The sequence below is a fragment of the Sporosarcina sp. Y1004 genome, from assembly GCF_057669665.1.
Genome location: NZ_JBYHFQ010000006.1, coordinates 104,985 through 121,051, shown reverse-complemented (window position 1 = coordinate 121,051; position 16,067 = coordinate 104,985). Strand labels below are relative to the sequence as shown.

The window sequence follows — 16,067 nt, the reverse complement described above, 5'->3', positions numbered from 1 at the left end:
CTACCTACTAACGAGTGTTTTTGAAGACAGCAAGACGTCTTTTGCCTGAACGAACGATGCTTTCACCCTATATATAGACAAACCATTCGAAAAAGGGGACAACGTGATGAAATTTTTTCACGTTAGTCATGATTACGGCCAGAAGAATGTACCACTCGTTGCCAATAAGTCTACCAATGGGGTAACATCATGAAAGTGCAAATTTACAACGTTAAGGATTTTGAAAGATAAAAAGCCTAATTCCTCCGTATCTTGAATGAGGAATTAAGCTTATGATCTTCGACAATTGCACCTGATTGTGAAAGTAAGTTTTAGGGTTTTTGAATAAAATATGGTCCAATCCAGCCATTTTCATGCGTTATAATAAAGGTCCAGTTATTTTCCCAATCCATAACGTAAATGTCTCTGTAATCCATATCCCAATCGTCGTATGGCAAGTCCTTCACTTTCAGATTTTCAGCATTTTGAACTAAGAATGCTTCATTCGTGAATTCATAAAAGATCGTACATTGATTCTTTTTTTGCCTATCGAATGCTTTTATGGCCTCTTCCTTTTCAAGACAATTCACCTTTTCGTAACTGCAAAGATGCCATAAAAATGAATCCATATATATTTCCTTTTGTTCTTCATTTGTTAGATGACCAGCAAAGTTTTCTAGCCATTTACCACGTAAATAGCGTCCCCACTTCGGTATTTCCAACACCTTTAATTCTTTATTTTTCATTTTAATTAACCTCTCTCAACAAGTATCAAGTGATAATTATTCAGCAAGACCAACTTCATACTTTCTCGTACTTCTTATTCGCAATCTGGCACATATTTTTAGTTAGCTAAAACGCCCGATTGCCTGTATTATTTTCTTGTTAATACCCAAAAAAGGCATCCTTTTTGATATTTCGTTTTGGAATATTATTATTTAGTAAGTAAGTAGAAATTGCATCCACCATTGACTTCGGTCCCGCGATATAGTATTTACCACTGTTCTTATATAAGTTGGTAAACTTGTCTACCCCCTGATGTAATTCATCCCTTGAATCAAGGTAAGTTACACCTATTGAAGTATTGTCAGCAATTCCTTCAAGTTCATCTTTATATATAAATGATTGATTGCTATCCAAATAAAGCAGATGTATTTTATGATCCCGTCCATTCTCTTCTGCCTCTAATTGCTTTACGATCGACCGAAACGGTGTAATTCCGATCCCGCCTGCAATTAGAAGTGAAGGACTGTTATCTTTAAGATAAAAACCCCCTACCGGCCCACTCATTTTAACTCGCATCCCCTGTTTTAATTCCAACAGGGCTTTCTTAAAATCACTTGGTTGATCACCAATACGCATTGTTAGTCTAACCATATTCTCCGTGGGAGCAGATGCTATCGTGAATGGTCGTATAGGTTTTTTAATCTTCTTATGGGTAATCGTAAACAAACCGTGTTGCCCTGCTTCCCAGGTTAAATCCTCCTCTTTTTCAAATAGAAAGGAATACACATCTTCAGACTCTTTATTGCTTTCTAAAAATAATAATTCTCTCTTTTTGAATATTGATAATGTATCTTGAATAAAGCTCATGATTCTATTCTCCTTAAATCGAAAAACAGATCACTAATTGGCAATATGGACCATTTAGTGATCTGTTTAACGTTGCCTATTTTATACTACTTGATCCCATTCATTTAGTTGAAGCAAAATGCGGTTATTGTTCCAAGATGTTCTTGAGTTGCTCACCGAAATTCATCCAACTATATTTGGCTCCCTCAATAGCTCCTTTGGTTGCTTTAGTTTCCTCACTGAAACCAGTTTGTTCAAAATGCAAATGTGTAGCACCATCTGAACCTGTTTTCAATGTCCATGTAATCGTAGTGGTTTCTCCAGCACTTGCCCAAGTGTAAGATAATATACGAGGCTCCTCTACTTCGAGTACCTCACCTTTAACGATTCCATCCCACCATTCATTTGGCTCAGAACGGAATTGGAATTCTTCTCCGACAACTGGTTTAAAGTCATTTTTCCATATCCATTTTGCTAACATATCTGAATCTGTTAATGCCTTCCACACTTGCTCAATTGAACTTGTAAATTGAAAATCTAATGTTACGTCTGCCATTGTCTATTCCTCCGATAATAGTTTTTTTAAATGTGACACTTTTTCCACCCAAAAATTCTCGTAAAAAGAGACCCAGTCTTTAATTTCTTGCAAGGGAGCTGCATTTATTCGATACCTTGTTTCCCTTCCAACCTTTCGAACTGTGACCAGACCAGCTTCTTTAAGGATAGCCAAATGTTTAGAAACTGCAGTACGCCCCATTTGAAATTGGGCAGTCAGTTCGTACAAAGGCAATTCCCCTGCATCTGCCAACAAACGTAGCAATTGACGTCTTGTTGGGTCTGCGATTGCTGCATACACATCACGCTCTTGTTTTTTCTCGCTCAAAACCTCCCCCCTTATTAAATACGACACCATTTAGTGTCTTTATTATATGTCACCAATTGGTGTCACGTCAATGTTTATTATTAGCATAATCGCCGTAGATTTATTCACTCGTCATTAAGTAAATTCTTGAACCAACCTTTCCTGTTAGTACATTTCTTCACATTCCCCAATTTTCACCAATCACTACTAAACAACTAGTCCAAATCTAAAAGGGCACAGATCCTTAGTCAGGAAATGTGCCCTTTTGTTGAATAATTTCGAGTACCAGGTTCTAAAACAATTTAGAATTTGATGAGAACTTGGTACCCTTCACTTATAAAATCATCAGAACCCACCACGCCTCTTCGCATGCGGACCAAAGTGGGTCATTTTTTTATATTTGGAGAAGCTTTAATTTGGTCCCTTCAGAAATACGTATTGGAAAACCAAACAGCCCGATTGAGGCGTCACCTCTTGTGTCCGGTACCCATGCAATTCAAAGACCTTTCGGAAGTAGTGCTTGAATTGATTATCACACTGTCACTGCATACCTATTCAGCAAGACCAACTTATATTTTCTCGTATTTCTTATTTGCAATCTGGCCTTATTGTGGTACATATTTGTTCAGCTATCGCATCCGTTTGTTTAAACGAATAATTCAAATTGAAATACGATTATTATTGCTATTAAAACTAAAAACATCTCGGTTAAAGTTAAAATAGATTGTTTTGGATACTGTGTATATCTCCACTCAAAAAATGCTCTTACCAGGTAGTCCAACACCGCAAAAATGATAACTGCAATTAAAATCAGGTAATTGAACTCTTCAAAATAAAACCACATTACACTAAGTATAAGTATCATAATAACTGTGGAAAATAGTTTCAAACCCTTATCCACTTTCCGATGTAGCCCATTTATATAATTATAAGAAAAAAACTCTTTTTTCACTTTCTCAATTTTGAAAAGCTTCCTCAGAAGAAGCTTAGCTATTGAAGTACAAACCAAAACTAGTACCACAATCAAACCATATTTTATCCAAAACACAGAATCCCCTCCACAATTTGACCCGTTTATTATATTTAGTTGCCTCTAAGTCATCCCATCATCTCAAGGCGGTTTATTCAATAATCACGCCTGTTTGCTAAAAAACTACTAATAGAGTCCAGTACCAGATAATTGTAGCAATGTAAGTACTATGTATTATTTACCATCTCATAATCATCAATTTTTTTTTCATGGGAGATATAACCTCTCTCTCTAAAAAAGGTATACCATTTACCTTCTTCCTCAAAAAAATGGAAGCCTTCCGCCATAGAATATCTACTCGTTGAATCACTCTGTGGTATACCATTGATTGCGATATATTCATATACTTCTTCTTTACTAACCGTAAATACTTTAGAGTACTTATGGTGTCTCATATTTTTAACACCCAGAGTTTCACAAGCAAAATCTAATGCATTTCCATAAAGCAGTATCTTTATCTGCGTTTCTTTGTCAACCAAAAACAACAACTCCTTATAGGACTTATATGCACTAATCCGCTACCTTAATAAATCATTGAAATATTATCCTTAATAACAACTAATAATATTTGCACTGCTCAATCTTCTTTCCTGAAAAGGTCCTTTACTGTTACAACAAACAAGTACAGTGAAACGATAAGGAACAGAAGCGCAAATAAATTAGAAACCAAAATGTCCCTTCTCAAGAATTCACTAAGTGATATCCAAATAGCCAATAGGGATAACACCAAAACAACCGCATCCTTCTTCTTAAACATGACCCTATCTCCTAATGAACAATTTCACTCCTAAACTTGCCTAATAAACAAAGAGGCTTAGAATTACTACAAAGAGTTCTCCGATTAAATGACCCGAATTCAGCACATATTTCCTCAACTATCGCTCTCGATTTCTTAAATAATATTAAAGTAATCTGTTACCCCATAAGTAATCAATCACAAAACAAATAAAACACAAGTTACAGCACTAAGAAGATATGTTTTACTTTCTCTTGTGAAAATCCATTCCATTATGGTGCGAAAAGCAAACACAACAACGATACCCACAAAAATCAATATTTTAAGATGTAGGAATTCATTTACGACTATAATCATCACAATAAAACTAGTCCAATAGAGTATCCCCTCAACATACTTATGTAATTTGTTTACGTATTTTTTATTTAATTCAGATTCCTCTATATTCAACTTTGATATTAGCTTTTGAATAATAATTTGATTTAAAATTAGAATAGCAACTAGAATGGTGATAATGACTATCATTTTAAGTGCTCCCCTATAAGCCATCATCCTACTTCATTAGTGTAAATGGCATTTTTACATAATCTGACCTAAATGCTGAATAGGCGCATATCCTTAAACTCCGGAAATGCGCCCATTTATCGAACGATTTGATACTTATTTTTTTGGCATCGCGAATGTCACAAAAATATTATTATTATTGATTTCCATAAATCTTTAAATTCGACTACCTATTCCGACTATTATCTGTAATTATACGGCAGGGATTCGTTATTTACTACTTTTACTAATTTCCTTAAGATTTTATGGCTGTTTCCATACTTGGTATCTCAATTTAATTTCTCAGCATTAACTTGAAATATCTAATAATAAAATTCCCAATACAAAATGTTTCCGATGCCTGTGCGCGATGCAAATCAAGAAGCTTACGGAAGTAGTGCTTGAATTGAATATCACACAGCCACTACTTACCTAAATAGCACCTCTACGTCCCGATTTCGAATGTAGGTGGTACATCCAATTGACTGAATATTCGCACGACAGCTGCTTTTCGTCACGTTTCCGATTTCGCTTCATACATATACAGCTCAACTCCGTCCAAAAACAGTAGCATGCTCTCCCGGTTGTTTACTAATTGCGGTTCGACAGGCGTACCATCTGGCTTCATCAGTTCGATTTCACGGACAGTCTTATATTCATCGCCTTCACGCTGCAGCTCAAAAAGTTTCCGCCCTCCTATACCGCGGTGCGCAACGACCGTTTCTCCGTTTACCGCAAACGCCCGGAAACCAATATCTCCGGGTGAATAATACAATGTCCGCCCCTCTTTCCGCACTCCTATCTTCGATTCAATGCTAAAGAAAAACCAAATCCCGCCGTCAGCTACACCATTCAGCGCCAAACACTCAAAAATGGAATATTCTCTGTCCTCCTCAAGCGAATCCATCTTACGGCCAGACGCATTCCAACCAACGAGACCGCTGCGGCCGACCGGTTCCTCCCAGCCATAATTTCCGAAAACCCCTTCATCAAAGTACCCTGTCCAAATCTCCTGATTCTTTGTCACGTACACATGCTCAATGCCGTCACCTAAACAAAATGACCGGATCAAATGTCCATTTTCATCATACACTCGTGCGTTTTCTTCAATATTCTGCGCGTCATGGTAATATGACCGCGCACAGACAAGCAGTATATGCCCTTCATCAATCGGCTGTACGTAATGATAATTCCACGTCTCTTCCGACAAGTCCAGCACAGTCTTCCGCCCATCCTTCAGATGAATGACTTGATAACTGTAGCTATTTTCCGTAACCGTTGCAGGGAACATCCCGTTAATTAAAGGAGGCTGCTCTTCCGCCAGAAGAACGAATACATCGTTATGATGTCCGATTGCAATCGAAAGCGGAGTCGCGTGTTTCATCTCTTCATGCAGGTTCGCTATGGGGGTTATGGGTATTTTGAGTGTTGATTTCATTTTCTTTCAGCCGCCTTTCCTGGATTGACATACACGGTTTCCGTAAATGAAAAAACAGGTATTTTCTTAATTCTGTTAACGCTACCGATTACAGAATATAAAGTATATGGTATAAATAAAGCCGCTTATATCAAACTTTACTTTTCAATCGGTACTTCGGTTTCAGTGCCGCTTTGCGTAATAACTACCTTCTTTATATCTTTAGATATGTCTTTATCGCCCTGAATGACAAAAGTTCTTGGTGTGTCATCCGAAGTACAATCACCATTATGTTATGTCAAAGAACCTGCAAATCTTCATTGTTAGAATTCAATTTAATGTTTTCTTAGGGCAACTGCGAGATTTATTTTTCTCATAGTTTGCACTCCTTTCTACATTCGACGACATTTATTTTTAAAAGTTACAAATTGAACGTTGGCAGGCGCAAATTCTTATTTTAAATTGCGCCTGCCAACGTTAATAAAGATTAAAAGTTATTTTCAAGAGAGACAGGGGACAGGATCGATACCATTGAAAAGGTCAATTTGTCACTTTAAACCAGACAAAAGGACTTGCTATAGAATCTATAGCAAGTCCGTTTAATAACTTATTTGATCATCATATCATATAAATATAATTCAAATTGTTCTGCACTTTCAGGGTAATCTTTTCTGATTACTTCACCCTGGTAAATTGTATTCATAGTTTTCAAATCAATAACAGTGATGCTAGCCTTTGTTTTAAAATTCGTTACATGTGTTGTCACATATAACTTACCGTCTTTCATGATAATAATTGGTGGTTCACCATTACTTGTTTCGTGTGATAGCTGTATAGTAAGTTCATTACCAACTTGATCGTTCTCAATACTATAAGGAGTTACAACCAAATTTTCCTCACTTAATTTCGAGAAATAAATCGTTGAACCATCAAAAAAACTGATTTGATTATCTTTCAAACTGTCCGGCAGATCAATTTTCTCTTTTTCTTTTGTTTTTAAATTGTAATAAATTAACTCCTGAATTGTTTCTTCTAGCCTATCCGATTCTTCATCTTGTATCATTTTCTCTTGAGTTTGTATGAATAAAAGATTTTCATTCGCTTGATTATGGCTTGTTTGAATTAGGTCTGCATAGGTATGGTCATTGTCTTGTTGTTCAGGGATGGATAAAATCGTTTCATTACTGTTTATTTTTTCAGTAGATATGTCGAAAGAGTAGATATGTTTTTCATTAATATATTTGTCATTCTCTCTAATACTATTATGGGTAATCACTTTTAGTTCGTTATCAACCACCTGGACGTCTTCAACAAATATATGTTCAATTGCTGAGCTGTCTGGAACTTCAATAGAGAAGGAAGATGTACTGCCATTATCTTTGTCTAATATGGATATGGCGAATTTAAAATCTCTATTTTTAAATGAACCTGTTTTATACTTCACTTCTGCATAAGATAGCAACTTATTGTTCTCAAAAAACGAAACTACGCTTTGGCCTTTCCCTCTCATGAAATTACGATGTTTCTCCTGTAACTCCTGAATCATTGGTGCGGGGTGTCCTATAACCGAGTCAATAATCGAACTCTCGTTTCTATAATCCGAACCATCAGAGGTAATTTTCAAGTGAGTGTTTACATAACTCATAGATCCCCCTTCATGATAGAATCCTTCCAGCGCCAAAGGTTTTATTTCTTCAGCATCACCGCTCTTCTTAATAATCACAAACTCAGGATATTGTGTTGCCGAATTAGCAGCACTAACATAAAACGTTCCAATGCTTAGCATAATAACTGCAATAATTGAAGTAAACTTCCAATACTTTTTCATCTCCACACACTCCTTATACAGTTATCTTGTTTTTTAATAAGAATCCACTCGTCCAAATGGATCCTGCGAGTACGATTAATCCCATTACTATTTCAAGTACAAATAATTCTAGTGGATAGAAATAGTCATTTAGTACAAATTCTTGCAAAAGAAGAGGTGATATAAATACAGCAACAGCTACTAGGCTGAACAAAATCCCAACAAAAATGCCCTTCCACCTAAAGCTTCTTTCAAATAAGATTGCAGTAAATAGAATTGACACAACCATTAACCCTGCTCCATAATACAATATCATTTCAAGAAAATTATTTGGAAAAAGTATTTGTAATTCAGGCATGCTGCTAACAATCTCTTTGACGCTCATATCCACTCGGAATTCCTTTGGCAGCATCCATCTAAAAACCATTGTCTCTATTGGAATCAAAATAAGTTGAAATGCCACAAAGCCAAACGTCGCTAGTAGAATATTTGTTATCTTTGCGTAGAAAACATTCAATCTAGTTGTTGGTAGCATTAATAATCGATAAATAAATGTATTTTTTCCAAACCAATCGCGATACCAGATCAGGAAAATATAGAACCCAACACCGGCAATACATAAAGCGATTGGACCAAGGAACCATACGCTTCTGATAACCGCCAGGAAACTCATTTGGCCATAGTTTAATAAGAATTCTGCTTTGGGCATAAACTCCTCATATATTTTTTCATTGGCCATGTTTAGGTAGATTTTCGACAACACAATGACTCCAGCAATTTGTACAACTAGCGTAATGCTTAGTAGGACTGCAAATATTTTTGCAAAACGATTGAATTCAAAATTGACCAGCTTCAAGTAGCTCTTCATTTCTGATACACCTCTCTCATAACATCCACCACAGATTTCCCTTCGTTTTCACGAGCTTCTTCCGCGCTGAACTCCTTGATAACAATCCCTTCATCTAATAGCACAACCTTATCGATTAAATGTTCGATATCACCTATTTCATGTGTCGTTATGATAACGCCTCTATTTTCAATTAAATGACTCGTGAACACTTTGGCAATTTCTTCACGACTAAACATGTCAATTCCTGAAAATGGCTCATCCATTAATACAAAGTCAACATCCATTGCTAAACCCAGTAACAAATTGACCTTTGCCGTATTTCCTTTTGATAAGGAAGATATTCTATCCTGCTCATTTAATCTTAAAAAACCAAGCAGTTCTGTTGCACGTTTCTGGTTCCAACATGTATAAAAATCATTCATAAAATCCATTGCCTCAGAGATTTTCATCTGTGGCAGCATCGTTATTGCATCAGGAATAAAAGTGATTTTTTCAAACATGTTTTTATTAATGGTTTCTCCGTTGATTAATATTTGCCCTTTGTTAATCGGGGTAAGTGCCATAATGGCATTTAAAATGGTTGTTTTGCCAACACCGTTAATTCCAAGTAAACAAGTTATTTCACCTTTGTTGGCTGTAAAAGACACACCTTTTAATATTTTTTTCCGGCCATAGTTCTTTGTAATCTCTTTTACTTCAATCATTTTTATACCCCCTTATCATCGTTATTATCTGTGTACTTTGTTCTTACCAAGTTCAATAATTCATCAACTGGAACTTTAATAGACCGAACGGATGTTACAAACGTTTCAACTGCCTCAACAAGCAACTCTTCTCTAACCTTACCTAGTATCTTTTCATCGGTTGTTATTTTGCTCGGATGATTCCGTTCGGTATGGATCAAACCCTGTTCCTCCATTTCCTTATACGCTCGTTGTGCGGTATTAGGGTTTATCTTCACCCTGTTTGCCAACTCCCGTCTAGATGGTATTTCTTCACCAGGTACTAATTCGCCTATTGCAATTTTTTCTTTAAAATACCGAACAACCTGCAAATAGACCGGGTCGCGATTGTTAAAATTTACATTCATCGAAACAACTCCTATACGTTCTTGGGTGCATACACATGATTTTCTAGCGTATGTACTAAGTGGTTCATACACATTAAGTGTATTATATGGTTCATACACAAGGTTGTCAATCCTGTTTTAGAAAAGTGCCCGATTATGAAAACCTTTTAATTTTATTTTTGGTCACAATTAGAGCCCTTTTCTATCACACACACTTGCTCTTATTGTTTTTTTCATCTTTTCCCCCATATTTTTCTTGAAAACCTCCTGTGTTATTCAACAATCGATGGTCCGATGAACCTGAAAAGGACGATACAATTATATGGGAGGATTATTTACTACAATTTCTAATTTCATTCGATACTTTATGCATCCTATGAATTGTTCGTTTTCTCATTCACCATCTATATATTTAACCTTTAATAATCTTATGGCACATTTTATAATTCCTTACTTTTTAAAAAATAAATTGGCTTATCGAAGTTCGACAAGCCAATTTCATACATACTATATTACTTTGATAATGCGATTTTTATATGGGCTAAGTGGTGCTCTTCGTGCCAAGCTAATTTTGCAACTTTTGTTGCAACCGTTATTTCACCGTTTTTCTGGTGAGTAAAAACTCGATCTAATTGCGCTTCAGTTAAGCTATTTCCTAAAGATACGATGCGCTCATTTATACCTTCTAGCATCTTAATAGAACTTTCTACAGGAAGCTTTGTATCCGGTTGAATTGCCCACTTTTCTTGATCAAAATCTGGTACTGTTGGATTCTCATCTGTTAATGCCAACTTCAAACGTTGATACATGTTCAACTGAGAATCTGCAATGTGATGAACAAGTTGACGAACTGTCCAGCTACCCTCACGATAGGTTCTGCTTAACTCCTCATCACTTAATGAGTCAACAGTTTCTCTTAACCGATTCGTATAAGTAGCAGTTTCCTTTAGCCATTCTTGAATGTTTTCTAACTTTACCTTTTCTGGAACTTGTAACTCCCCAATTGGAAATCTTACATTCATTTTCAATCCCCTTTTCCCTAATCGTTATTTTTCCCACTTTTTATTACCACACAAATTAATTCATAATTCTAATTATAGTTTAACATACATATCTACTTTATTTTATGATTATGCCGAGAACACCCGTGACTTCAGTCGTGGGAGGTTCATTAAGTGTTATTCAAGAAATTAGCCCCATTATGGAGGTTTAGCATTGTACGTTGGTTTGCTTTAGAACTGGCTATTTTTATGTATTTTTTTCAACCTCCATGTTCTTCAATTATCCGCATTGCAATACCCGTCAACTCGCCATGTTCAGTAAATCGTTCACTCAGCATATCCGTTAGAATATGTTCTAGGAAGTATTCTACACAGTTCATATCTTGAAACAGCAGTATTGTCCTTAATGCTTCTTCGTATATCTCTATGAACAATGGCTCTGGATTATCCTTTTGAATCTCACCAAATGCTTCATAAAGCAAATCTATTTTATCAGCAACAGATAATATGCGCCCTTCCAATGTCTCATCTTTACCCTCTTTAAGTCGCTCCAAATAAATGGCTTGAAACTCATATGGTAATTCCTTTTCTACAAACTTTCTTGTCATTTCTTCCTCTACTTCACTGAATAGTTGCTTCAACTCTTTCGAAGCATATTTTACAGGCGTCTTTATATCTCCTGTAAAAAGTTCCGCGTAATCATGGTTCAATGCCTTTTCATATAAGATTCTCCAATCCACTTTCTGTCCAGATTCCTCTTCGACTGTTCCAAGAAATTGAGCAATTTTCGTAACTTTAAATGAATGACTGGCGACAGAATGCTCCTGAAATTTAAACTTTCCTGGACAACGAATAATTTGTTCTAAATCAGATAAGCTTTTAAAATATTGATGTACCCCCATCTTATTCATCACCTTTCTATACTTTTTGGGGCTATCGTATTAAAAACTAATCATACACACGATTATTTATGCCTTTTTAACAGTGCTATGTTTACTTTAAGCAGTGTCTATCATTACTTTCCCTTATTCTCACTAAGTTATGCAGGAAAAGGATTAACATCATACAACCAAGAATTTACTAGGTCAATTTAGTCACATTCACATGCCTTGATATTCCGTTCTGCTACTTCTTAATAATAGGATGAACTGGGGCATCTGTGCTTTTTTCATGTTTATTGAGTTGTTGTCTTTGTGCAACGCAAAGGTGCCTAAAATTAATTAGTTATCCCATTTGATCACTTCCCCAAGAGAAGTAATTAAATAGTTGTTTAGTATAATGCATAATACAAAAAAGCCAAAAAGTTATTTAAAATAACCCTGTGGCTCAAATACAATTATTATTAATTCTTTTTCCTTCTTAGCGGTATATCACATTCTGGCCTGTTTCTGACACAAAATCATTTCAATCATGCTCGTTTGTGAAATATCTCATATATCATTTGCAACCAGATTACTCTGGTAAGTTCAACTGCCAGGATATGCCAAACTGGTCATTCAGCCATCCGAATTTTTTGCTGAACCCATAGTTATTGATAGGCATGAGTGCTGTGCCATTTTGCATCATTTTATCATAAAGGCTGTCAATTTCCTCTTCGGTATCACACGTTAGAAAGATAGAAAAAGACGGGGTAAACGCAAATTCATGATCAACATGGCTGTCGATACACATGAACTCCTGCCCCTTTAACGAGAATACAGCTTGTACAACTGTACCTTCTTTTCCAGGTCCATCAGCCCCGTATCGAGTAATGCTTTTAATTTCTGAATCCTCGATGAGTGATATGTAGTAATTCATAGCCTCTTCGGCAATACCGCCTTGAAACATTAAAAATGGTGTAACCTTTTTCATATTTAGCTTTCCCTTCTTCACATAGACTTTATTGTTGTTACCTTGTTTCAACTACCTGTTTACACCCCAAAAATATAAGAGCGAATGTTAATGAAAACTCGAGTAACTTCTCATCTTGAATCAAACGACACCCGTTTGTTCATTAAACACGTTCGTTGACACAACTTTTAAGGTCTAAAATGTTTCTTAACCTGTATAGCTAATTTTTCCTGTCTCCAATAATTCCTTAAGCCCCATAAACATATAATTCCAGCCATGTTCAGTGCTATCATGCGTTTCGCCAAGAGCTTTTTCGATATCGGACTCTGTCCAATTCTCTTCTTGAGGCACATGGATCACTTGTGTGAACGTCATCTCACAGCCTTGTTGGAGTTCTTTTAGCTCAACTGTAATCGTATCTTCTAATTCGCTGAATTGTGGCATCTTAAAAGTGAACACGATTTTTTTCGGAGGATCAATTTCAAGGTACTCCCCAATCGCACGGTAATCTTGTCCTTCCCTATGGTCAACAATTTCCCAAGTACCGCCTACTTGAGGATTATTTTGCGTCACCTTATTCGTGCCTTCCAATGTAAAAAACCATTTTCTCATCATTTCTGGATTCAGCCATGCGTCGAAAACTCTTTCAGGTTTTACATTAAATTCTCTTTTCATTACTAATGATGTAGCTGAGATGTTATTCATAAAATTCCCCTTCCGATGATTTAGTGCTCCTTCTTCTTTGCTTTCAATAACTCACTTTCCAGAATATCAAAACGATGACTCCAAAACTTCTCGTAAAAACGGAGCCACTCAGTAGCCTGAGACAATGACTCTGCATTTAAGCTACAGATATGCGTCCTTCCCGTTACACTCCTCTCTACTAAATTTGCTCGTTCCAGAACCTTTATATGTTTAGATATAGCTGCTAAAGACATATCAAAAGGCTCTGCTAACTCTGAAACTGTCCTTGCTTTTTGAGCCATCATATGAACGATTTCTCTTCTTGTTGGATCAGCTAAAGCTTGAAAAATTACATTTAATTGATTTTCATCATGGTTAACCATGTAGTTAAATATAACAAACTTCTCATTTATATTCAACCTTTTGGTTAAATGATAAATATAAAACATTCTATCTTATTCTATATTATTGCCCTTTTACTAAAGTGATATGCATTTCGGATTCTCCACAAATCTGAACCGTTTGTGAAATACAGGTTAAAACCCACACATCAACTGATATATTCAGCAAGATCGATGTAGCTCATTATAATTAGGATAACTTGAATACATCGGTCCTGTTTAATTTAACTATTTAGAAGCACCTCTTAAAAAGGCTAGTTGTTCGTACAATAGAGTCCTACCCTACTTAGCATTTTTTTAATAAGCATGTCCGGCAAACTGTAACACCATTTGAAAATGTCTTCTCTTTTGGATTCATTTTCGAGAAGTGTATCAGTGCATCCAACTACAAGAAATGATAATATGTATGATGAGTAAAAGATCTTGCAATAGATGAATATTGTTTTTATTGTTGCAACAGGAGGATATAAAATGAGTAACGAAGATAATTTTTGGCTTGATTTACCGAAGCCGTTTTTTATATTAGCACCAATGGAAGATGTCACAGACGTTGTGTTTCGCCACGTCATTAGTGAAGCAGCAGCACCCGATGTATTTTTCACAGAATTCACAAATACAGAAAGTTATTGTCACCCTCAAGGAAGAGACAGTGTACGTGGGCGGTTAACGTTCACAGAAGATGAACAACCGATTGTCGCACATATTTGGGGCAATAAACCTGAGTTTTTTAAACAGATGAGTATTGATATGAAAAAACTCGGGTTTAGAGGTATCGATTTAAACATGGGATGTCCAGTACAAAACGTCGCAGCCAATGGCAAAGGTTCTGGATTAATACGGCATCCTGAAGTTGCAGCAGAAATTATTCAAGCAGCAAAAGCAGGTGGCTTACCAGTTAGTGTTAAAACAAGATTGGGTTACACATTTGTGGACGAGTGGCGCGAGTGGTTAGGACATATATTGAAACAAGATATCGCGAATCTTTCCATTCACCTTCGTACAAAAAAAGAGATGAGTAAAGTAGATGCACACTGGGAACTAATCCCCGAAATCAAAAAACTACGAGACGAAATCGCTCCAAATACGTTACTAACCATTAACGGAGATATTCCTGACCGTGCAACCGGGTTAAAATTAGTAGAACAATACGGCGTTGACGGTGTCATGATTGGCCGCGGCGTTTTCACGAATCCATTTGCTTTTGAAAAAGAACCTAAAGAGCATAGTGTGAAAGAGTTTCTCAATTTATTACTTTTACAATTAGAACTTCACGATAAATATTCAACAGAAATCGAACCGCGTTCATTCAAGCAACTTCATCGTTTTTTCAAAATCTATGTTCGAGGATTTAGTGGTGCAGGCGAACTGAGAAACCAATTAATGAATACAAAATCAACGGATGAAGTCCGTCTTTTATTACAACCAGTTTTAGAATCAGAATTAGACTAAATACAGCACGGGACACGGAGATAGGTTCCGCATCTCCCCCAAAAAACTGGAGATCATAGAAATCTTCGCTAAAATCACTGCAATCATTTCAGAGCGTTCCCGCCGGAAGTACGGAGAAAGAGTTCGCCAACGATATTGAGAGGTAGGCGGATGACCACGACGATGCAAAAACTCTATTTTGAACCTGCATGGGACAAAACAATTGCCCCTACTGATCGCGAAAAAATGATGCATCATTTCCTACAACAAACAAAACAGCTACAAGACGGCGTCCATCTGTCATTCTTATGGAAAGCTCGCAATCATAAAGGTGAACAGCTGATTACCGTACTCATTCACAATTTCGAGAAGTTAAATTTCCGCTTTGACAATACAGTCATTTCCTATAATGAACAAGGCAAACAACAAGCCAATGCTACGTTTAGCTTACCTTGTGAAATTCCCGGAAATACTTCTATGCCTTGGACATTTATATTTTCAGAAATGAATGAAACAACTGTAAATCCGCAGTATACGATTTGGAATTAATACAAAACGGGGCCTACAAGGCAGCACATATTACAATAATCCAGAAAAAGCACTAGAAAGCTTGTGTAATATGCTTGATGACATGCAAATACGACCGTATGATGAATGAGCTACTTCGCTCACAACAGCCATAGAGAACAGAGATTCGACCTCTATCAACTCTATGTAATGACAGATTCGTAGGCAAAAATAAAGGCGTATTAAACAAATTAAAAATAGTAGCACAAACCATGGCCATGGTTTGTGCTACTATTCTTTTAAAAACCCAATGAAATTGTGTGACATAATAAAATGTCAAAAACTAGCCTT

Annotated in this window: 20 protein-coding genes; 2 read left to right on the top strand and 18 right to left on the bottom strand. The window is 36.3% G+C overall.

Annotated features, from left to right (window positions below; all coding sequences use genetic code 11):
- Positions 1–311: 311 nt before the first annotated feature.
- The 18 genes from AC25Y6_RS06530 to AC25Y6_RS06445 form a co-directional block, all read right to left on the bottom strand.
- Positions 312–725, bottom strand: a complete 414-nt coding sequence (locus AC25Y6_RS06530) for a DUF4275 family protein (protein WP_488142416.1) — start codon at positions 723–725, stop codon at positions 312–314.
- Positions 726–864: 139 nt separating this feature from the next.
- On the bottom strand, positions 865–1,572 hold the full coding sequence (locus AC25Y6_RS06525) for an FAD-dependent oxidoreductase (RefSeq protein WP_488142415.1): 708 nt from the start codon (positions 1,570–1,572) through the stop codon (positions 865–867).
- A 124-nt stretch (positions 1,573–1,696) separates the two neighbouring features.
- Positions 1,697–2,107, bottom strand: a complete 411-nt coding sequence (locus tag AC25Y6_RS06520; RefSeq protein WP_488142414.1) for an SRPBCC family protein — start codon at positions 2,105–2,107, stop codon at positions 1,697–1,699.
- Between the two features lie 3 nt (positions 2,108–2,110).
- On the bottom strand, positions 2,111–2,434 hold the full coding sequence (locus AC25Y6_RS06515; RefSeq protein WP_488142413.1) for an ArsR/SmtB family transcription factor: 324 nt from the start codon (positions 2,432–2,434) through the stop codon (positions 2,111–2,113).
- Between the two features lie 625 nt (positions 2,435–3,059).
- A complete protein-coding gene (locus AC25Y6_RS06510; RefSeq protein ID WP_488142412.1) occupies positions 3,060–3,461 on the bottom strand; it encodes a DUF4181 domain-containing protein in 402 nt (133 codons plus the stop codon).
- Positions 3,462–3,610: 149 nt separating this feature from the next.
- Positions 3,611–3,922: a hypothetical protein gene (locus tag AC25Y6_RS06505; RefSeq protein ID WP_488142411.1), complete on the bottom strand. Its 312-nt coding sequence runs from the start codon at positions 3,920–3,922 to the stop codon at positions 3,611–3,613.
- 98 nt (positions 3,923–4,020) lie between these two features.
- Positions 4,021–4,200 carry a hypothetical protein gene (locus tag AC25Y6_RS06500; RefSeq protein ID WP_488142410.1) on the bottom strand — a complete coding sequence of 60 codons (180 nt, stop codon included), beginning with the start codon at positions 4,198–4,200 and terminating at the stop codon, positions 4,021–4,023.
- A gap of 177 nt (positions 4,201–4,377) precedes the next feature.
- Positions 4,378–4,704, bottom strand: a complete 327-nt coding sequence (locus AC25Y6_RS06495) for a DUF4181 domain-containing protein (RefSeq protein ID WP_488142409.1) — start codon at positions 4,702–4,704, stop codon at positions 4,378–4,380.
- Between the two features lie 532 nt (positions 4,705–5,236).
- Positions 5,237–6,160: a hypothetical protein gene (locus tag AC25Y6_RS06490; protein ID WP_488142408.1), complete on the bottom strand. Its 924-nt coding sequence runs from the start codon at positions 6,158–6,160 to the stop codon at positions 5,237–5,239.
- A gap of 586 nt (positions 6,161–6,746) precedes the next feature.
- Positions 6,747–7,967 carry a hypothetical protein gene (locus tag AC25Y6_RS06485; RefSeq protein WP_488142407.1) on the bottom strand — a complete coding sequence of 407 codons (1,221 nt, stop codon included), beginning with the start codon at positions 7,965–7,967 and terminating at the stop codon, positions 6,747–6,749.
- Between the two features lie 13 nt (positions 7,968–7,980).
- Entirely contained in the window at positions 7,981–8,814 is an 834-nt protein-coding gene (locus tag AC25Y6_RS06480; protein WP_488142406.1) for a hypothetical protein, read from the bottom strand.
- Positions 8,811–9,500 (bottom strand): ATP-binding cassette domain-containing protein, encoded by a 690-nt coding sequence (locus AC25Y6_RS06475; RefSeq protein ID WP_482102297.1) that lies wholly within the window; start codon positions 9,498–9,500, stop codon positions 8,811–8,813. Before AC25Y6_RS06475 ends, AC25Y6_RS06480 begins: the two co-directional genes overlap by 4 nt.
- 2 nt (positions 9,501–9,502) lie before the next feature.
- A complete protein-coding gene (locus tag AC25Y6_RS06470) occupies positions 9,503–9,886 on the bottom strand; it encodes a GntR family transcriptional regulator (RefSeq protein WP_482102298.1) in 384 nt (127 codons plus the stop codon).
- 491 nt (positions 9,887–10,377) lie between these two features.
- Complete coding sequence (locus AC25Y6_RS06465) at positions 10,378–10,887, bottom strand: YfiT family bacillithiol transferase (RefSeq protein WP_488142405.1); 510 nt, start codon at positions 10,885–10,887, stop codon at positions 10,378–10,380.
- Positions 10,888–11,126: 239 nt separating this feature from the next.
- Entirely contained in the window at positions 11,127–11,768 is a 642-nt protein-coding gene (locus tag AC25Y6_RS06460) for an HD domain-containing protein (RefSeq protein ID WP_482102300.1), read from the bottom strand.
- A 550-nt stretch (positions 11,769–12,318) separates the two neighbouring features.
- Positions 12,319–12,717 carry a VOC family protein gene (locus AC25Y6_RS06455; RefSeq protein ID WP_482102301.1) on the bottom strand — a complete coding sequence of 133 codons (399 nt, stop codon included), beginning with the start codon at positions 12,715–12,717 and terminating at the stop codon, positions 12,319–12,321.
- 186 nt (positions 12,718–12,903) lie between these two features.
- Complete coding sequence (locus AC25Y6_RS06450) at positions 12,904–13,401, bottom strand: SRPBCC family protein (RefSeq protein ID WP_488142404.1); 498 nt, start codon at positions 13,399–13,401, stop codon at positions 12,904–12,906.
- Positions 13,402–13,421: 20 nt separating this feature from the next.
- Positions 13,422–13,763, bottom strand: coding sequence for an ArsR/SmtB family transcription factor (locus tag AC25Y6_RS06445; RefSeq protein WP_488142403.1), 342 nt, complete (start codon positions 13,761–13,763; stop codon positions 13,422–13,424).
- Between the two features lie 489 nt (positions 13,764–14,252).
- Between AC25Y6_RS06445 and AC25Y6_RS06440 the strand changes: the two genes are divergently transcribed.
- Together AC25Y6_RS06440 and AC25Y6_RS06435 are read left to right on the top strand one after the other, a co-directional pair.
- Positions 14,253–15,230, top strand: a complete 978-nt coding sequence (locus AC25Y6_RS06440; RefSeq protein WP_482102304.1) for a tRNA dihydrouridine synthase — start codon at positions 14,253–14,255, stop codon at positions 15,228–15,230.
- A gap of 150 nt (positions 15,231–15,380) precedes the next feature.
- Positions 15,381–15,758, top strand: coding sequence for an SLAP domain-containing protein (locus tag AC25Y6_RS06435; protein ID WP_482106429.1), 378 nt, complete (start codon positions 15,381–15,383; stop codon positions 15,756–15,758).
- The last annotated feature ends 309 nt before the right edge of the window (positions 15,759–16,067 follow it).